Source organism: Gracilibacillus sp. JCM 18860 (assembly GCF_055395245.1).
Genome location: NZ_AP043868.1, coordinates 4,232,812 through 4,249,707 on the forward strand (window position 1 = coordinate 4,232,812; position 16,896 = coordinate 4,249,707).

At 37.7% G+C, this 16,896-nt stretch carries 17 protein-coding genes; 16 read left to right on the plus strand and 1 reads right to left on the minus strand.

The features are described 5' to 3' along the window. Positions 1 to 3 precede the first annotated feature (3 nt). The 16 genes from uvrB (at position 4) to ACZ5R4_RS20575 (ending at position 16,220) form a co-directional block, all read left to right on the plus strand. A complete protein-coding gene (gene uvrB / locus ACZ5R4_RS20500) occupies positions 4 to 1,989 on the plus strand; it encodes an excinuclease ABC subunit UvrB (protein WP_464367921.1) in 1,986 nt (661 codons plus the stop codon). Positions 1,990 to 1,995: 6 nt separating this feature from the next. Beyond that, on the plus strand, positions 1,996 to 4,851 hold the full coding sequence (gene uvrA / locus ACZ5R4_RS20505; RefSeq protein WP_277678764.1) for an excinuclease ABC subunit UvrA: 2,856 nt from the start codon (positions 1,996 to 1,998) through the stop codon (positions 4,849 to 4,851). Between the two features lie 252 nt (positions 4,852 to 5,103). Further along, positions 5,104 to 5,457 (plus strand): YojF family protein, encoded by a 354-nt coding sequence (locus ACZ5R4_RS20510; RefSeq protein ID WP_054787057.1) that lies wholly within the window; start codon positions 5,104 to 5,106, stop codon positions 5,455 to 5,457. A 23-nt stretch (positions 5,458 to 5,480) separates the two neighbouring features. Further along, positions 5,481 to 6,146 carry a bacillithiol biosynthesis deacetylase BshB2 gene (gene bshB2, locus ACZ5R4_RS20515; RefSeq protein WP_054859907.1) on the plus strand — a complete coding sequence of 222 codons (666 nt, stop codon included), beginning with the start codon at positions 5,481 to 5,483 and terminating at the stop codon, positions 6,144 to 6,146. Positions 6,147 to 6,249: 103 nt separating this feature from the next. Beyond that, positions 6,250 to 6,447 carry a PspC domain-containing protein gene (locus ACZ5R4_RS20520; protein ID WP_109983535.1) on the plus strand — a complete coding sequence of 66 codons (198 nt, stop codon included), beginning with the start codon at positions 6,250 to 6,252 and terminating at the stop codon, positions 6,445 to 6,447. A gap of 2 nt (positions 6,448 to 6,449) precedes the next feature. Further along, positions 6,450 to 6,791, plus strand: coding sequence for a phage holin family protein (locus ACZ5R4_RS20525; protein WP_054787055.1), 342 nt, complete (start codon positions 6,450 to 6,452; stop codon positions 6,789 to 6,791). Between the two features lie 355 nt (positions 6,792 to 7,146). Beyond that, positions 7,147 to 8,106: an HPr(Ser) kinase/phosphatase gene (gene hprK, locus ACZ5R4_RS20530; RefSeq protein WP_109983533.1), complete on the plus strand. Its 960-nt coding sequence runs from the start codon at positions 7,147 to 7,149 to the stop codon at positions 8,104 to 8,106. Between the two features lie 27 nt (positions 8,107 to 8,133). Then, positions 8,134 to 8,970, plus strand: coding sequence for a prolipoprotein diacylglyceryl transferase (lgt, locus tag ACZ5R4_RS20535; protein WP_109983532.1), 837 nt, complete (start codon positions 8,134 to 8,136; stop codon positions 8,968 to 8,970). Between the two features lie 325 nt (positions 8,971 to 9,295). Next, the gene (gene ppaX, locus ACZ5R4_RS20540) at positions 9,296 to 9,937 is read left to right on the plus strand and encodes a pyrophosphatase PpaX (protein WP_109983531.1); all 642 of its coding nucleotides are present in this window, start codon (positions 9,296 to 9,298) and stop codon (positions 9,935 to 9,937) included. 2 nt (positions 9,938 to 9,939) lie between these two features. After that, on the plus strand, positions 9,940 to 10,461 hold the full coding sequence (locus ACZ5R4_RS20545; RefSeq protein WP_054859912.1) for an acyltransferase: 522 nt from the start codon (positions 9,940 to 9,942) through the stop codon (positions 10,459 to 10,461). 200 nt (positions 10,462 to 10,661) lie between these two features. Beyond that, complete coding sequence (locus tag ACZ5R4_RS20550) at positions 10,662 to 11,669, plus strand: tetratricopeptide repeat protein (protein ID WP_181397429.1); 1,008 nt, start codon at positions 10,662 to 10,664, stop codon at positions 11,667 to 11,669. Between the two features lie 70 nt (positions 11,670 to 11,739). After that, positions 11,740 to 12,690, plus strand: a complete 951-nt coding sequence (gene trxB, locus ACZ5R4_RS20555) for a thioredoxin-disulfide reductase (RefSeq protein ID WP_054859913.1) — start codon at positions 11,740 to 11,742, stop codon at positions 12,688 to 12,690. Positions 12,691 to 12,976: 286 nt separating this feature from the next. After that, a complete protein-coding gene (gene rapZ, locus ACZ5R4_RS20560) occupies positions 12,977 to 13,861 on the plus strand; it encodes an RNase adapter RapZ (protein ID WP_109983529.1) in 885 nt (294 codons plus the stop codon). 4 nt (positions 13,862 to 13,865) lie between these two features. Beyond that, positions 13,866 to 14,822 carry a gluconeogenesis factor YvcK family protein gene (locus ACZ5R4_RS20565; protein ID WP_109983528.1) on the plus strand — a complete coding sequence of 319 codons (957 nt, stop codon included), beginning with the start codon at positions 13,866 to 13,868 and terminating at the stop codon, positions 14,820 to 14,822. 59 nt (positions 14,823 to 14,881) lie between these two features. Further along, on the plus strand, positions 14,882 to 15,835 hold the full coding sequence (gene whiA, locus ACZ5R4_RS20570; RefSeq protein WP_109983527.1) for a DNA-binding protein WhiA: 954 nt from the start codon (positions 14,882 to 14,884) through the stop codon (positions 15,833 to 15,835). A gap of 124 nt (positions 15,836 to 15,959) precedes the next feature. After that, positions 15,960 to 16,220: an HPr family phosphocarrier protein gene (locus ACZ5R4_RS20575; RefSeq protein ID WP_054787052.1), complete on the plus strand. Its 261-nt coding sequence runs from the start codon at positions 15,960 to 15,962 to the stop codon at positions 16,218 to 16,220. Between the two features lie 35 nt (positions 16,221 to 16,255). Here the strand turns inward: ACZ5R4_RS20575 and clpP are convergent, their stop codons facing one another. After that, positions 16,256 to 16,852 (minus strand): ATP-dependent Clp endopeptidase proteolytic subunit ClpP, encoded by a 597-nt coding sequence (gene clpP, locus ACZ5R4_RS20580; RefSeq protein ID WP_054787051.1) that lies wholly within the window; start codon positions 16,850 to 16,852, stop codon positions 16,256 to 16,258. Positions 16,853 to 16,896: the final 44 nt, after the last annotated feature.

The window sequence follows — 16,896 nt, forward strand, 5'->3', positions numbered from 1 at the left end:
ACGATGGAGCAAAATGTTTTTTCACTAGAATCGCCTTACAAGCCGCAAGGGGATCAACCAAGCGCGATTAAGGAATTAGTCTATGGAGTAGAGAAAAAGAAACGATATCAAACATTATTAGGAGCTACAGGTACAGGGAAAACCTTTACCATCTCTAATGTTGTAAAAGAAATAAATCGTCCAACTCTTGTTATCGCCCATAATAAAACATTAGCTGGACAGCTTTATAGTGAATTCAAGGAATTTTTTCCGAATAATGCAGTCGAATATTTTGTTAGTTATTATGATTACTACCAGCCAGAAGCATATGTGCCATCAACAGATACCTTTATTGAAAAAGATGCGAGCATTAATGATGAAATAGATAAGCTTAGGCACTCTGCTACTTCTGCATTGTTCGAACGGAATGATGTTTTAATTGTAGCAAGTGTTTCCTGTATATATGGTTTAGGTTCACCTGAGGAATACCGTAGTCAAGTTCTTTCTTTACGAGTGGGAATGGAGAAGGAACGTGATGAATTGTTGCGAACACTTGTTAGCATCCAATATGCACGGAATGATATAGATTTTCAGCGTGGAACATTTCGTGTACGGGGCGATTCGGTTGAAATAATTCCAGCCTCAAGAGAAGAGCATTGTGTCCGTGTAGAGTTCTTCGGTGATGAGATTGACAGAATTCGTGAAGTTGATGCTCTAACAGGTGAAATTATCGGAGATCGAGAACACATTGCTATATTTCCAGCTTCCCACTTCGTCACAAGAGAAGAGAAGCTAAAGGTTGCAATGGAAAACATTAAAAAGGAATTAGCCGATCAATTGAAGAAGTTCCGGGAAGAGGATAAATTATTGGAGGCACAAAGACTTGAGCAAAGAACCAATTATGATCTCGAAATGATGGCAGAGATGGGCTTTTGTTCAGGAATTGAGAACTACTCCCGTCACCTAGCAATACGAGATGCAGGCTCTACTCCTTATACATTACTAGACTATTTTCCGGAGGATTCCTTAATCGTAATTGATGAATCTCATGTTACCTTACCGCAAATAAGGGGAATGTATAATGGAGACCAGGCAAGAAAGCAAGTATTAGTAGATCATGGATTCCGATTGCCATCTGCTTTAGATAACCGACCACTAACCTTTCAGGAATTTGAAGAAAAAGCTAATCAATTTATCTTTGTTTCGGCAACACCTGGGCCATATGAGCTCGAACATACGCCAAAAATGACGGAGCAAATTATTCGTCCAACTGGGCTTTTAGATCCTAAAGTAGACGTTCGACCAATCGATGGACAAATAGATGATTTGATTGGGGAAATTAACCAAAGAATAGCACGTAATGAAAGAGTGTTGGTTACGACATTGACGAAAAAAATGTCCGAGGATTTAACGGATTACCTAAAAGAAATTGGAATGAAGGTAGCTTATCTACACTCTGAAATAAAAACATTAGAGCGGATTGAAATCATTCGTGATTTACGTGTTGGTAAATATGATGTTCTAGTAGGAATTAACTTGTTACGTGAAGGGTTAGATATTCCTGAGGTCTCCTTAGTGACGATATTAGATGCTGATAAAGAAGGCTTTTTAAGATCAGAGCGTTCGTTGATTCAAACAATGGGAAGGGCTGCCCGAAATGAAAATGGAAAGGTCATTATGTATGCAGACAAAATGACCGACTCTATGCAAAAAGCGATTGACGAAACCTATCGTCGACGGGAAAAGCAACAAGAATATAATCATGAGCATGGCATTACACCACAAACGATTAAGAAAGAAGTTCGTGATGTGATTCGAGCAACGATGGCAGCAGAGACAGAAGAAGCGTATGGTGAGGAAACACCGAAACTAAAGGATATGACAAAGAAAGAGAAAGACAAGCTAATCGAAAAAATGGAAAAAGAAATGAAGCAAGCAGCAAGAGAATTAGACTTCGAGCGAGCAGCAGAGCTTCGTGATTTAGTTTTAGAATGGAAAGCAGAAGGGTGACATTCAATGGCAAAAAAAACAATATCGATTAAGGGAGCACGTGCCCATAATTTAAAAAATGTATCCATAGAGATCCCTAAGGATAAGCTCGTCGTTTTAACTGGTTTATCAGGATCAGGTAAATCATCACTAGCTTTTGACACAATCTATGCAGAAGGACAGCGCCGGTATGTTGAGTCTTTATCTGCCTATGCACGTCAATTTTTAGGACAGATGGACAAACCAGATGTCGATGCAATTGAAGGATTATCACCGGCCATTTCGATTGATCAAAAAACAACCAGTAGAAATCCTCGTTCTACCGTAGGCACGGTCACGGAGATATATGACTATATGAGACTACTGTTTGCACGTGTCGGGCACCCCGTTTGTCCTCATCATGGGGTTGAAATCACTTCTCAAACGGTCGAGCAAATGGTTGACCGAATATTGGAATATGAAGAAAGAACCAAACTTCAGATCCTGTCTCCAGTTGTGACTGGACGTAAAGGAACGCATACTAAAGTATTAGAAGATCTCCAAAAAGAAGGATATGTTCGACTACGCGTAGATGGAGAGATGCGTGAAATAAGTGATGAAATTCAATTGGATAAAAATAAAAAGCATTCGATTGAAGTAGTTATTGATCGAATTGTCGTCAAAGAAGGCATAGAAGGACGTCTTTCCGATTCGCTTGAAACAGCCCTTCGATTAGGAGACGGTCAAGTAGTAGTAGATGTTATCGGTCAAGAAGAATTACTATTTAGTGAGAAGCATGCCTGTCCAATTTGTGGATTTTCTATTAACGAACTAGAACCAAGACTATTTTCATTTAACAGTCCTTTTGGTGCTTGTCCAACATGTGATGGGCTTGGCTCACAGTTAGAGGTTGATGTAGATTTGGTTATTCCAAATCGTGATCTATCACTAAATGAAGGGGCTATTTCAGCATGGGAGCCGACTAGCTCGCAATACTATCCCCAGTTGTTGAGAAGTGTTTGTGATCATTATGGTATTGATATGGATATAGCTGTGAAGAAGCTTCCGAAAAGCCAGTTGGATAAAATTTTAAAAGGTAGTGGCAAAGAAAAGATAAACTTCCGCTATGAAAATGATTATGGAATGACGAGAGAGAATGATATTTATTTTGAAGGTGTTTTAAACAATATTGCTCGTCGATATAGAGAAACCTCCTCTGATTTCATTCGTGAGCAGATGGAAAAATATATGGCAACAAAAGCATGTCCAACTTGTGAAGGCTATCGATTGAACCAAGAAGCGATGGCAGTAAAAGTTAATCAAAAACATATAGGACAAGTTACCGAATTATCTGTCACGGAGGCACATCATTTTTTTACAACATTGAATTTATCAGAGAAAGAGCGACAGATATCTGCGATGATCATTCGAGAATTGGATGATCGCCTAACCTTTTTGTCCAATGTGGGACTGGATTACTTAACCTTATCGAGAGCTGCAGGGACATTATCTGGTGGAGAAGCACAACGTATACGTCTTGCGACTCAAATTGGTTCAGCTTTAACGGGAGTTTTATATGTATTGGATGAGCCATCGATTGGTCTGCATCAACGTGATAATGATCGGTTAATTGCAACATTAGAAAGAATGCGAGATCTTGGCAATACGTTGATTGTCGTCGAACATGATGAGGATACGATGCTTGCTGCTGATTATTTAGTTGATATCGGTCCAGGAGCTGGAGAGCATGGTGGGGAAATTGTTGCTCAAGGTACACCTAAACAGGTAATGAAAAAGAAAGGCTCGTTAACAGGACAGTACCTTTCTGGTAATAAATTCATCCCTATTCCAAGCGAGCGCCATGAAATTAAAGATCGTTTTATTGAAATTATCGGGGCAAGCGAGAATAATCTAAAAAATGTCAATACTAAAATTCCGATCGGTGTATTTACTGCTATAACAGGTGTATCTGGATCAGGGAAAAGTAGTCTGATCAATGAAATCTTACACAAAAGCGTTGCAGCAAAATTACACCGAGCTAAACATAAGCCCGGTAAGCATAAAGAGATTAAAGGGATCGAACACCTTGAAAAGGTTATAGATATCGATCAATCCCCAATTGGTAGAACACCCCGCTCCAATCCGGCAACATATACAGGGGTATTTGATGATATTCGAGATGTTTTCTCCCAAACAAACGAAGCCAAAATCAGGGGCTATAAAAAAGGTCGTTTTAGCTTTAATGTAAAAGGTGGTCGCTGTGAAGCCTGCCGGGGAGATGGGATTATAAAAATCGAAATGCACTTTTTACCAGATGTTTACGTTCCGTGTGAAGTATGTGAAGGAAAACGCTATAATCGAGAAACATTGGAAGTGAAATATAAAGGGAAAAATATTGCCGATGTTCTAAACATGACCATTGAAGAAGCACTAAAATTTTTCGAAAATATCCCGAAAATTAAAAGAAAACTGGAAACAGTGTTTGATGTTGGGCTTGGCTATGTACGTCTAGGACAGCCTGCTACTACTCTTTCTGGAGGGGAAGCACAAAGGGTGAAGCTAGCGAGTGAATTACACCGTCGCTCGAATGGGAAGTCTCTCTACATTCTTGATGAGCCGACAACTGGTTTACATGTTGATGATATTTCTAGATTGTTAGACGTTATTCAAAGACTAGTCAAAAATGGTGATACTGTCGTTATTATTGAACATAACCTCGATGTAATCAAAGCTGCGGATTACATCATTGACCTTGGCCCAGAGGGGGGAGATGGTGGAGGTACCATAGTAGCTACTGGTACGCCAGAAGAGATTGCAGAGGTAGAAGAATCACATACTGGTCGTTATTTAAAACCTATTTTAGAACGAGATAAGAAAAGAATGGGAATCGAAGTAACAAGCTGAAGCCGTGCCCCGGAAAGAGAAGTATTTTGACAGAGCGGATAAAATATACAGATATTATTGATCGGATCCTGCTTACAACTCTCTTGTTCCAGCACCTCAAGATACTGCACCTTGGATGGATGACATCATCCGATGGTGCAGTTTTGTTATTATCTAATTAAAAGCTTCTATCTAAGCTCCATTACAAGCGTTTAAAACATGTCTGTGATAAAATATTCTATGTATCATTAAGAGGCAAAGGAGGCAACGAACATGGAACCAATTGAAATGAAGAAGCTACAAGTAGAAATTGATCAATTAGCCAATAGAGAAGTATATGTACATTTGGAAACGACGAATGGAGCGTATGCTAGTCATTTTAATAAAGATGCTTATAATGTTGGAGCGTTTATACGTAATGCGAAAGTAACCTATCAAAGAGGAAAGGTCGTCGGTACGGGGAGTACATATCGAGTTGGCTTGAAATTAGACATCGGCTGGATTTATGCAGAGGGCGTTAACCAATTTGAAGTAGATGAAGAGGGTAGACTTCTGATGGCAGGACATGATCGAGAAGGCCGTTTAATGGTTGCACTCCAAATAGGTGAAACACCATTTCATTACTAATTTAGAAAAAAGGAGGAATCAACATGCAGGAGGAACATGTTGTTGTCATATACCCACATCCAGATGATGAAGCGTTCGGGGCTTCCGGAACCATTGCAACATTTAGGGAAAAGGGAATTCCAGTTACATACTTATGTGGTACATTAGGCGAAATGGGGAGAAATATGGGAAACCCAACATTTGCTACAAGAGAAACCCTACCAGAAATACGGAAAAAAGAATTGATCAAGGCATGTGAAATCATGGATGTTCAATTAGAGATGCTTGGTTACCGGGATAAAACATTAGAGTTTGAATCAAAGGAGGAAATGGCAGAGCATTTATTTTCGTATTTGAATAAAATAAAACCTAGTCTAGTTATTACACACTACCCAGGACATGCCGTTCATCCGGATCATGATGCTTTTGGGGCTGCAGCAATAGCGGCTGTTGAAAAGTTTCCAGTAGACGAGCGACCTACTGTATGGGCCCAAGCAATTAGTTTAACACATGTCGAGGAATTAGGAGAGCCGCAAATTAAAAATGACATTACACCAGTATTTAAACAAAAATTTGCAGCAATTACCGCTCACAAATCACAAGCAGATGGTATGCTGGCAAAGGTAAAAAAAGAGTCAGAAGATGCTGAAAAGGCAGCACAAAGTTGGTTGGGCGTAGAATCCTTTTATATTTGGGATTTTAAGTCTTAAGGATTGGCATCATAACAAATATTTAGCATAAAATAAGTTTAGTATCGTGAATATGTGGAATTCTACTTATAGGCTTTAATGATTTTCCTAAGGAGGAAATGCAATGGGTAAGAAACTATACCGCTCAGATCATGACAAAATGCTAGCAGGAGTACTCGGTGGGGTAGCAGAGTTAACTGATCTAGATGCAACCATTTTAAGAATTATTTACGTGATTTTAACTATTTTCACTGCTGGTTTTCCCCTTTTTGTGCTTTATATAGCAAGTGCGATTATTATTCCAAGAAGAGAGGCTGAGTAAGAATGCGTTGGCTCATTTCTCTCGTCCTAAATGCACTAGCCTTAATGCTTATCGATTATTTATTTGACTCAATTATTATTGATGGCTTTCTCATCGCCATATTAGCAAGCCTCATATTATCTATTCTTAATGTGATCGTAAAGCCAATTTTAGTAGTATTAACATTGCCCATTACCATCTTAACTTTAGGTTTGTTTTTGTTCATCATTAATGCGATAACATTAATGATTACACAGCTTTTATTAGGGGATGGTTTTATTATTGAAGGCTTTGGAACAGCTATTCTTGCTGCTATTCTATTTTCGATACTAAACTTATTCATCAACCGAATCATAAAAGATTAGAAATGAGCCGTTATGACTATTTAGTTATAACGGTTTTTTTGTACGTTAGGAAAGTATAAATTTTTTGCAGGAAGTAAAGCGACGAATCGAAAATTTTGAAGTCCAAAGTATAAGAAAAGCTAACCATCTGCGTTTTACTAATAGATTAACCTAGCAAAATAAAGAGATTCCGTGAAATGAACCGGACATAATCCATACCGCACTTTTTCAACAAATCAGAATAAAAGTATACGAAAACTTTAAAAAAATGCTACAATATATAATGAAATTATTCGTGCTATATAGTAAGGTGTCGTTCACAAAACACGAGAACAAAAACAACAGATGAAGTGGTAGTTAAAGGGGGGCTTTAGAAATGGCGAAAGTTCGTACACAGGATTTACTTGATCGGTTTAAGATGGAGCTTATTGCAGGTAAAGAAGGGGTTCACCGAGAAATCTTTATGAGTGAGGTATCTCGACCAGGGATTGAATTAACTGGTTATTTTAAATATTACCCAAAGGATAGACTGCAATTATTAGGTAAGACAGAGTTATCTTATTTTTCTGAGCTAACAGTGGAGGAGAAAAAGGATCGCTCTTATAAATTATGTACGGACATTACACCAGGCATTGTAGTAACAAGAGATATGGAGGTTCCGGAAGAATTAGTAGAGGCATGTGAAAATTCCGGGGTGCCACTTATGCGATCACCCTATAAGACAACACGTGTGATAAGTCGGATCACCAATTTTTTAGAAGCGAAATTTGCACCATTTACAGCAGTCCATGGTGTACTTGTAGATATATATGGGATTGGCGTTCTTATTACAGGCCAGAGTGGTGTAGGGAAAAGTGAAACTGCATTAGAGCTTGTAAAGAGAGGACATCGTCTTGTAGCAGATGATAGTGTCGAGATTCGTCAAGAGGATTATGATCGATTAATCGGTTCTTCTCCTCCATTGATTGAACACCTTCTTGAAATTAGAGGACTTGGTATTATTAATGTGATGACATTATTCGGTGCGGGATCTGTACGTTCTCATAAACGAATTTCGTTAGTCATAAACTTAGAGACATGGGATCAAAAAAAGCAGTATGACCGATTAGGTCTAGAGGAAGAGACGATGCAAATTATTGATGTAAAGGTACCTAAGGCAACCCTTCCTGTTCGACCTGGACGTAACCTTGCTGTTATTATAGAAGTGGCTGCAATGAACTTCCGATTGAAGCGAATGGGTGTCAACGCAGCAGAGGAGTTTTCACAAAGATTATCTAAAATGATTCAAAATGGAGAACGCGAAATCGAATCAGAATTTGATCTCGATATCGAATAAGCGGAACGGAAATGGAGGAGATGGAGCTTGGCATGTGAAGCACCCGCATTAGATCCAGTATTTCTCTGGGTTGGCTCCTTACCTATTTATTGGTATGGGGTGATTATTGCTTCTGGAGCATTTTTAGGACTTTGGGTTGCAACAAGAGAAGCAGATCGTTTAGGAGTTAAAAAGGATTATATCATTGATTTAGTTGTCTTTGCTATTCCGATTGCCATTCTATTTGCTAGGATATATTATGTTATATTTGAATGGGATCGTTATGCTGGCGGGCCTTGGTGGAAGGTCTTCGCTGTTTGGGAAGGCGGAATTGCGATACACGGTGCACTGATCGGTGCAGTACTAACCGCTATTGTGTTTACAAGAGTTCGTCGTTTGTCATTCTGGCAAATTGCAGATATCCTTGCACCGAGTATTATCTTAGGACAAGCAATTGGCCGCTGGGGTAATTTTATGAATCAGGAGGCTCATGGTGGTCCAATTTCAGAAGCTACATATAACAATTTCCATCAATATTTGCCTGATTTTATCATGAATCAAATGTGTATAGATGGAACAATGTATCATCCGACCTTCTTATATGAATCGATCTGGAATATTCTTGGTTTCGGTTTACTCCTTTTATTACGAAAATATCCACTACGAAGAGGGGAGCTATTCTTATCCTATGTCATTTGGTATTCAATTGGCAGATACTTTATCGAAGGAATGAGAACGGATAGCTTATATGTGGTAGCGAATCTAAGAGCAGCACAATTACTTTCTGTAATATTAATTATTGTTGCGATTGCTCTCATTATTTATCGTCGTAAGAAAGGATTATCCGATAAAACGTATCAAGGTAAAAAAATAGAGAAAAAATAATATGGTGTAGTAATTGACTGAGACATAACTAAATAGGGAGAATGAGAATCCGAACATCTTCTGACTGAGCGTAGTCAAAATACGTAGACTCTTTGGGAACAGTACGAGCTGGATTTACTTTGCGACTTTGCAAAGTTAGCAGATTGCCGTGCCCACTGTAAAGGAAACACTGCGAAAGTTTACTTGAGCAGATGTTGACGCCCTATCGGTAAAAGCGAAGTATTTTGACGGAGCGGTTTCAGTGCATAAATATTAATGTTCGGATTTTTTCTTCCTTATTACTTTTGTCCCAGCCAAACTTTTTCATAAAAGTAGGAGGATTAAAATGAGGATGGAAACTGTTTTGTTTGATTTAGATGGAACGTTAATTGATACGAATGAATTAATTATCGCTTCATTTACTCATACGATAGAGAAATATGCTGATCGACCATACACGAGAGAGGAAATTATTGACTTTATCGGCCCCCCTTTAATCGATAGTTTCCAAAAAGTAAATCCTGACCTAGTAGAAGAAATGATGGCGACATATCGGGAACACAATTATGCCCATCATGAGCAATATGTAGAAGCATATCCAACCGTTGTAGAGACAATAAATGAACTAAAACAAGCTGGGCTGAAGCTAGGAATCGTCACAACAAAATTGTCTGATACAGCAAAGCTAGGACTGAAAATTACAGGAATGGATCAACTATTTGATGTGCTTATTGGTCTAGATGATGTAGAGAATGCTAAACCACACCCAGAGCCAATATTAAAGGCGATGAATCTCTTACATGCAAATCCAATGACAACTTTGATGGTTGGAGATAATTATCATGATATCGAAGCAGGGCATAATGCTGGAGTAAAAACAGCCGGGGTTGCATGGTCACTAAAGGGAAGAAAGGTCTTAGAAAAGCATGATCCAGATTACATGCTTGAAGAAATGCGCGATTTATTAGCAATAGTTGGAGTGGAATAATCATGCGAAAAACAGACCGTTATAAAGTATATGGAGCTAATTCATTGTGGCATGTCTATAAAACCGTTCCTTTTTGGAAGGTTATAAAAAACTTCACTGTGATCCAATTAGCAAGATATACCCCCTTTTTAAAAGTAAAAAACTGGTTATACCGAACATTGTTAAAAATGGAGGTAGGAGATAAGACGGCTTTTGCTTTAATGGTCATGCTAGATATTATGTTCCCTGAGAAAATACATGTTGGTAAGAATTCGGTAATTGGTTATAATACAACCATTTTGGCCCATGAATACTTGATTAAGGAATACAGGCTAGGAGAAGTGTACATTGGCGATGAGGTTATGATTGGTGCCAATAGTACGATTTTGCCAGGAGTTACGATTGGTAGCAATGCCATTGTCGCTGCCGGCACTATTGTCCATAAGGATGTACAACCAGGATCATTTGTTGGAGGAAATCCGATGAAGGTTATTTATACAAAAGAAGAAATGGAAAAACGAATCACACAAGATGAGTTCTTATAGGAGAAAGTGTAAATAAGGAGACTTTATCAGTATGGCCCTGCTGACGGTTATAATAAAAGATCTCCTTCTTTCCTTCTCTCATTTTAAAAAAAAGTATTTTCATCCTTAAAATATATGTTATAATGCATTAGTCATCGATATTAAATACAACTAATTATTATAGATATAGAACGAAAAATAGAGAGGATGGAATCATCAGCGTGCCCAAACCTAACAAAACAAAGGAAAATGTCATACCTTTCATCCCTGAAGGGGATTTTTATTTTTCAAAAGGTGTGGAGGCTTACCAGAAGCGAAAATTTGAGCTGTCTATCAAGTGGTTTCAGAAGGCTCTATCTGAAAAACCTAATCATCCTTTATATCAATGTCAATTGTCCATTGTTTATACAGAGATAGGCTCTTACCATCTGGCGAATCAATTACTAACAGACGTACTAGCAAAGCATGGGGAAGACTATATGGATTGCTATTATTTAATTGCTAATAATTATGCACATCTTGGTTTATTGCAGGATGCTACAAAATATGCAGAGCTATATGTAGAAAAAGCACCTGATGGTGAATTCGCTGAGGAAGCGATTGGACTATTAAACGTATTGGATTTTGATGAGGAAGAAGAGGAAGATGAATGGGCATTAGAAGAAGAGGATGATGTCCTTATCTACCAAGAAACTGCTTTTTATCATTTAGAGCGGCAAGAATGGCAGGAAGCGATTGCCCTATTGGAAGAAATGATTACCTTATTTCCTGAATTCACTCAAGCTCGCCATGAATATCATTATGCCCTATTTTTCGCAGGTGAACGTGAAGAAGCAATTGCGCTAGAAGAAAAATATCTAAAGGAACATCCAGATAGCCTTTTTAGTTATATGAATCTTGCTGTTTTCTATTATCATGAAAATGAAGTCAAAATGTTGAAGCACATCATTTCTCTTCTCGATCATACATTTCCGATACATGAGCAACAAAAGCTCCGAATGGCGACAACTTTTGCACAAATCGGTTTATATGGAAAAGCATTAGATCGATTTAAACAGTTGAATAAAGGTAAATTAAGAGGACATCCTTCTTATTATAGATGGTATAGTACTTGTTATTATTTTTTAGGTGATGAAAAAAAGGCAGAGGATCTTTGGCGAGAAGGATGTAAGGAACATAATATTTTATTAGAACAATCACCACCATGGCAAACACCTGAAAAGCCATGAGCAAAACATTAGACCTTTTTCATCTTGAATAAGATAATAAGTGTAGGATTAGAAGAAAGGATGAGCTACGATGTCAGAGGAAAGAATTTATGATGTTATTATCGCTGGTGCAGGACCTGCAGGCATGACTGCAGCTGTATACACATCACGCGCTAATTTAGATACATTAATGTTGGAAAGAGGTATACCTGGTGGACAAATGGCGAATACAGAAGATGTCGAAAATTATCCAGGATATGACCATATCTTAGGTCCGGATTTGTCGAATAAAATGTTTGATCATGCCAAAAAATTTGGTGCAGAGTATGCTTATGGTGACATAAAAGAAGTAATTGATGGAAACGAATATAAAACCGTGATTGCTGGATCAAAAGAGTATAAGACACGTGCATTAATTATTACCACTGGTGCACAGTATAAAAAGCTTGGAGTACCAGGTGAAGAAGAATTAGGTGGACGTGGAGTATCCTATTGTGCTGTTTGTGACGGTGCCTTCTTTAAAGAAAAAGAATTAGTAGTTGTCGGTGGTGGAGACTCAGCGGTAGAAGAGGGTGTTTATTTGACTCGATTTGCCAGCAAAGTAACAATTATTCACCGTCGTGATGAACTACGTGCACAGAAAATCCTACAGGACCGCGCTTTTAAAAATGACAAAATTGATTTTATTTGGGATACCATTGTGAAATCGATCAATGAGAAGGATGGCAAAGTAGGAAGCGTCACATTACTCAATAAAAAAACGGGAGAAGAATTTGAACATGAAACTAATGGTGCCTTTATTTATATTGGTATGGTGCCATTAAGTGAGCCTTTTAAATCTCTAGGAATCACGAATGAGGAAGGTTATATTCCAACAAATGAGAATATGGAAACGAGTGTACCAGGAGTCTTTGCTGCAGGTGATATTCGTGAAAAAGAATTGCGTCAAATCGTAACAGCTACAGGAGATGGAAGTATCGCGGCACAAGCAGCACAGGCATATATTGAGAATTTAAAGGAGTCAGTCAATATTCCTAGCTAGTCCTGTCATCTTTTCGACATATGAACGTAAAAAGAAATTAACTTCCCTGTAACACGGACGAAATATAAAAAGGATATAATGTAGTTAACTAATTGACCCCCTTTTTAATAAATATATTACTTGACGGCATAGGTTTTCACCTATGCCAATTTTTTTTATCCATTAAATCCCTTAGTAAATTTTATTTTCGATATTTGTAACTCCTTCTCCACTCAGTATATAATAGAGTGAGAGCAAAAAAAGATAACCTTTTGCGGTAAGTGGATGAAATGGGAGGAGTAATGCAATGGGGACAAAAAAGGAAGAAACAAAACTAGTTATTATAACAGGGATGTCTGGTGCGGGTAAAACGGTCGCTGTGCAAAGTTTTGAAGATTTAGGGTATTATTGTGTTGATAATTTGCCTCCAGCGTTATTGCCTAAATTCCTAGAATTAATGCGAGATGCAACGAATAATATTCAAAAAGTAGCACTTGTGATGGATTTAAGAGGTAGAGAATTTTTTGATTCCTTATTTGAGGCTTTGGACCAATTGGGTCAGGAAAATTGGTTAGAGGAGCATATTCTTTTTTTAGATGCGAGTGATCAAGTACTTGTTTCGCGCTATAAAGAAACGCGTCGATCACATCCACTTGCACAGGATGGATTACCGTTAGAGGGGATCCATGCAGAAAGAAAGATTCTAGATGAATTAAGAGGACGTGCACAACATTTTATCGATACCTCTGAATTAAAACCAAAGCAATTACGAGAAAAAATAGTGCAACGATATAGTGAAAAAGAGCAAGAAATCTTTTCGATTCATACGTTATCATTTGGCTTTAAGTACGGATTGCCTATTGATGCAGATTTAGTATTTGATGTGCGTTTCTTACCCAATCCCCACTATGTCGAAAATTTACGACCACTAACAGGTTTAAATACAGATGTATCCTCTTATGTATTCAAATGGTCGGATACAAAAGCCTTTGTTGATAAAACGGTTGATTTATTAGAGTTTATGCTTCCACAATATAAACGGGAAGGAAAAAGTCAACTCGTTGTCGCAATAGGTTGTACCGGCGGGCAGCATCGTTCTGTTGCGATTGCGGAATATTTAGCAAAATATTTTCAAAAGAACTATGTCACACATGTAAGCCATCGTGATATCGATAAGCGAAAGGGAAAATAAAAATATGACACAAACAGATAGAAAAAAAATAGTTGTGATCGGCGGTGGAACAGGTATGCCGGTACTTTTGCGTGGTCTTAAGGAATATCCCATTGACCTATCCGCTATTGTAACAGTGGCAGACGATGGTGGGAGTTCTGGTCGCCTTCGCACAGAGATGGAAATACCAGCACCGGGCGATATAAGGAATGTGATTGCTGCATTATCCGATGTAGAACCAATGCTAATGGATCTGTTTCAGCATCGGTTTACGAAAGGAAATGGATTATTAGGTCATTCCATGGGAAACCTACTGTTAGCAGCGATGACATCTGTTACAGGCGATTTTTATACAGGAATAAAGGAAATTTCTCGTGTTCTTAATGTGGAAGGCAATATTTATCCAATTGCTAATCAAAATATGTTCCTTCATGCAGAATATGAGGATGGAGAGATTGTATTAGGTGAATCCAATATTCCAAAAGCACGAAAACGAATTAAACGAGTATTCCTAAAGCCGAACCCGGTTTTACCACTACCTGAAGCAGTGACAGCGATTAAAGAGGCGGATATAGTTGTCATTTCACCTGGTAGTCTTTATACAAGTATTCTACCTAATTTAATTGTTCCTCAAATTGGTCAAGCATTAAAGGAAACAGATGCCAAAGTGGTATATGTATGTAATGTGATGACACAGGTTGGGGAAACTAATGGTTACACAGCTTCTGATCATGTTCAAGCAATTATGGATCATATTGGACCAGGATGTATTCAATCTATTATTGTTCATAATAAATCGATTGATCCATCCGTACAATTAATTTATGCAGAGGAAAATGCTGCTCCTGTTAAAATTGATGTCGAAAAATTAAAAAGCTTAGACATAGAAATAATTGAAGCAGATATAGTAAAACAAAAAAACCATTCTCTAAGACATGATAAGGATAAAATTGCGGATGTTCTTATGTCTTTTTTAGAATAGTGTTAAATGTCTGTAAGGGACACTTCAAGAATCGACCTGTATAAGGAGGGGGGAGAAAGTTGTCATTTGCATCGGAAATTAAGAAAGAATTAACGAAAATCGAGAACGATAATTGCTGTAATCGTGCAGAGCTGGCTGCCCTGATTAGAATGAATGGAGCAGTTTCCTTTTCACGCTTACATTATTCACTCGATGTTCAAACAGAAAATGCAGCAATAGCACGTAGAATATACACATTGATTAAAACAATTTATGCCTATCCTGTTGAATTACTCGTAAGGAAAAAAATGAAACTGAAAAAAAATAATGTATATATTGTAAGAATGAATGAAGGAGTTAAGGAAATGCTCTTGGATATGGACATACTTCAAGAGCCGTATCAATTTATTCGAACTATTTCAGATAAGTATATTAAGAAAGACTGCTGTCGAAGAGCCTATCTAAGAGGGGCTTTTTTAGCAGGTGGTTCTGTGAATAATCCAGAAACCTCCTCTTATCATCTTGAAATTTATAACTTTTATGAAGAGCATAATCAAGCATTATGTGATTTATTAAATAATTATGAATTACATGCAAGAATTTTAGAACGGAAGAAAGGTTTTATTACGTATATAAAAGAGGCCGAAAAAATCACCGAATTCTTAAGCTATATTGGAGCACATCAGGCATTATTTAAATTTGAAGATGTTCGAATTGTTCGTGATATGCGTAATTCCGTAAATCGCCTTGTGAATTGTGAAACAGCAAATCTAAATAAAACGATTGGTGCGGCATTTAGACAAGTGGAGAATATCCGATATATTCAAGAAACGGTTGGACTAGATGCACTACCAGATAAGTTAAAGGAAATTGCGGAACTTAGATTAGAACATAATGATGTATCTCTTAAGGAATTAGGGGAAATGGTCTCTGGAGGGAAGATTAGTAAGTCAGGAATTAACCACCGATTGAAGAAAATAGATCAATTTGCGGAACAAATAAGAAGTGAAAAACTTACTGTAAATAAATCCTAGAGCATATGTGTTAAACATGTGCTCTTTACCTTTTAAAATGCTAAGTAAAAACTTTTGTGTAATATTGGAAGAAGTGATATAGTATAATAAAATGATAACGCTTTCAAAAATGAGGAGGATGGGAATGGTTGAACAGACAGTTATTATAGGGGTAGATCCTGGCTTACAGGCTCGTCCTGCAGCACAATTTGTACAAAAGGCAAATCATTATACTGCCGAAATTTTTATTGAAAAAGATCAAAAAAGAATCAATGCGAAAAGTATTATGGGATTGATGAGTTTAGCACTCTCCAAAGGGAGTGAAATTAAAATAATCGTCGATGGTACGGATGAAGAACAAGCATTAGCAGATCTAGTAAGCTTTATAGAAGGAAATTCAGAATAGAAAAACCCTGCGATGATGCAGGGTTTTCCAATGTATTAATTTAAATCAGTTGGTTTCTTTTCCATCACTCGGTCGATTAGACCATATTCTTTTGCACGCTCTGCTGTCATGAAATTATCGCGATCTGTGTCTTTTTCAACAACTTCAATCGGTTGGCCAGTACGATCAGCTAGAATTTGGTTTAATTTTTTACGCATTTCGATAATACGATTTGCATGAATTTGAATATCAGAAGCTTGACCTTGTGTTCCGCCAAGTGGCTGGTGAATCATGACTTCACTGTTCGGTAGAGCAAATCGTTTTCCAGGTTCACCTGCAGCGAGTAAGAATGCTCCCATAGATGCTGCCATTCCAATACAGATGGTAGATACATTTGGTTTAATGAATTGCATCGTATCATAGATCGCCATACCTGCTGTAATGGAACCACCAGGAGAGTTAATGTATAGGGAGATATCCTTATCTGGATCTTCTGCAGCAAGGAATAATAGTTGAGCCACGATACTATTAGAAACATTGTCATCAATGGCGCTACCTAGCATAATAATTCGGTCTTTTAATAGGCGAGAGTAAATATCATAAGCACGCTCACCACGATTAGTTTGTTCAATAACTGTAGGGATTAAATTCATAAGAAAACTCCTCCTTTATTGCTTCATCATTTTATTATTTAACT

Bases quoted from the DNA above. Each gene is read 5' to 3' on its own strand.
- uvrB (WP_464367921.1), top strand. From the start codon at position 4: ATGGAGCAAAATGTTTTTTCACTAGAATCGCCTTACAAGCCGCAAGGG.
- uvrA (WP_277678764.1), top strand. From the start codon at position 1,996: ATGGCAAAAAAAACAATATCGATTAAGGGAGCACGTGCCCATAATTTA.
- ACZ5R4_RS20510 (WP_054787057.1), top strand. From the start codon at position 5,104: ATGGAACCAATTGAAATGAAGAAGCTACAAGTAGAAATTGATCAATTA.
- bshB2 (WP_054859907.1), top strand. From the start codon at position 5,481: ATGCAGGAGGAACATGTTGTTGTCATATACCCACATCCAGATGATGAA.
- ACZ5R4_RS20520 (WP_109983535.1), top strand. From the start codon at position 6,250: ATGGGTAAGAAACTATACCGCTCAGATCATGACAAAATGCTAGCAGGA.
- ACZ5R4_RS20525 (WP_054787055.1), top strand. From the start codon at position 6,450: ATGCGTTGGCTCATTTCTCTCGTCCTAAATGCACTAGCCTTAATGCTT.
- hprK (WP_109983533.1), top strand. From the start codon at position 7,147: ATGGCGAAAGTTCGTACACAGGATTTACTTGATCGGTTTAAGATGGAG.
- ppaX (WP_109983531.1), top strand. From the start codon at position 9,296: ATGAGGATGGAAACTGTTTTGTTTGATTTAGATGGAACGTTAATTGAT.
- ACZ5R4_RS20545 (WP_054859912.1), top strand. From the start codon at position 9,940: ATGCGAAAAACAGACCGTTATAAAGTATATGGAGCTAATTCATTGTGG.
- trxB (WP_054859913.1), top strand. From the start codon at position 11,740: ATGTCAGAGGAAAGAATTTATGATGTTATTATCGCTGGTGCAGGACCT.
- rapZ (WP_109983529.1), top strand. From the start codon at position 12,977: ATGGGGACAAAAAAGGAAGAAACAAAACTAGTTATTATAACAGGGATG.
- ACZ5R4_RS20565 (WP_109983528.1), top strand. From the start codon at position 13,866: ATGACACAAACAGATAGAAAAAAAATAGTTGTGATCGGCGGTGGAACA.
- ACZ5R4_RS20575 (WP_054787052.1), top strand. From the start codon at position 15,960: ATGGTTGAACAGACAGTTATTATAGGGGTAGATCCTGGCTTACAGGCT.
- clpP (WP_054787051.1), bottom strand. From the start codon at position 16,852: ATGAATTTAATCCCTACAGTTATTGAACAAACTAATCGTGGTGAGCGT.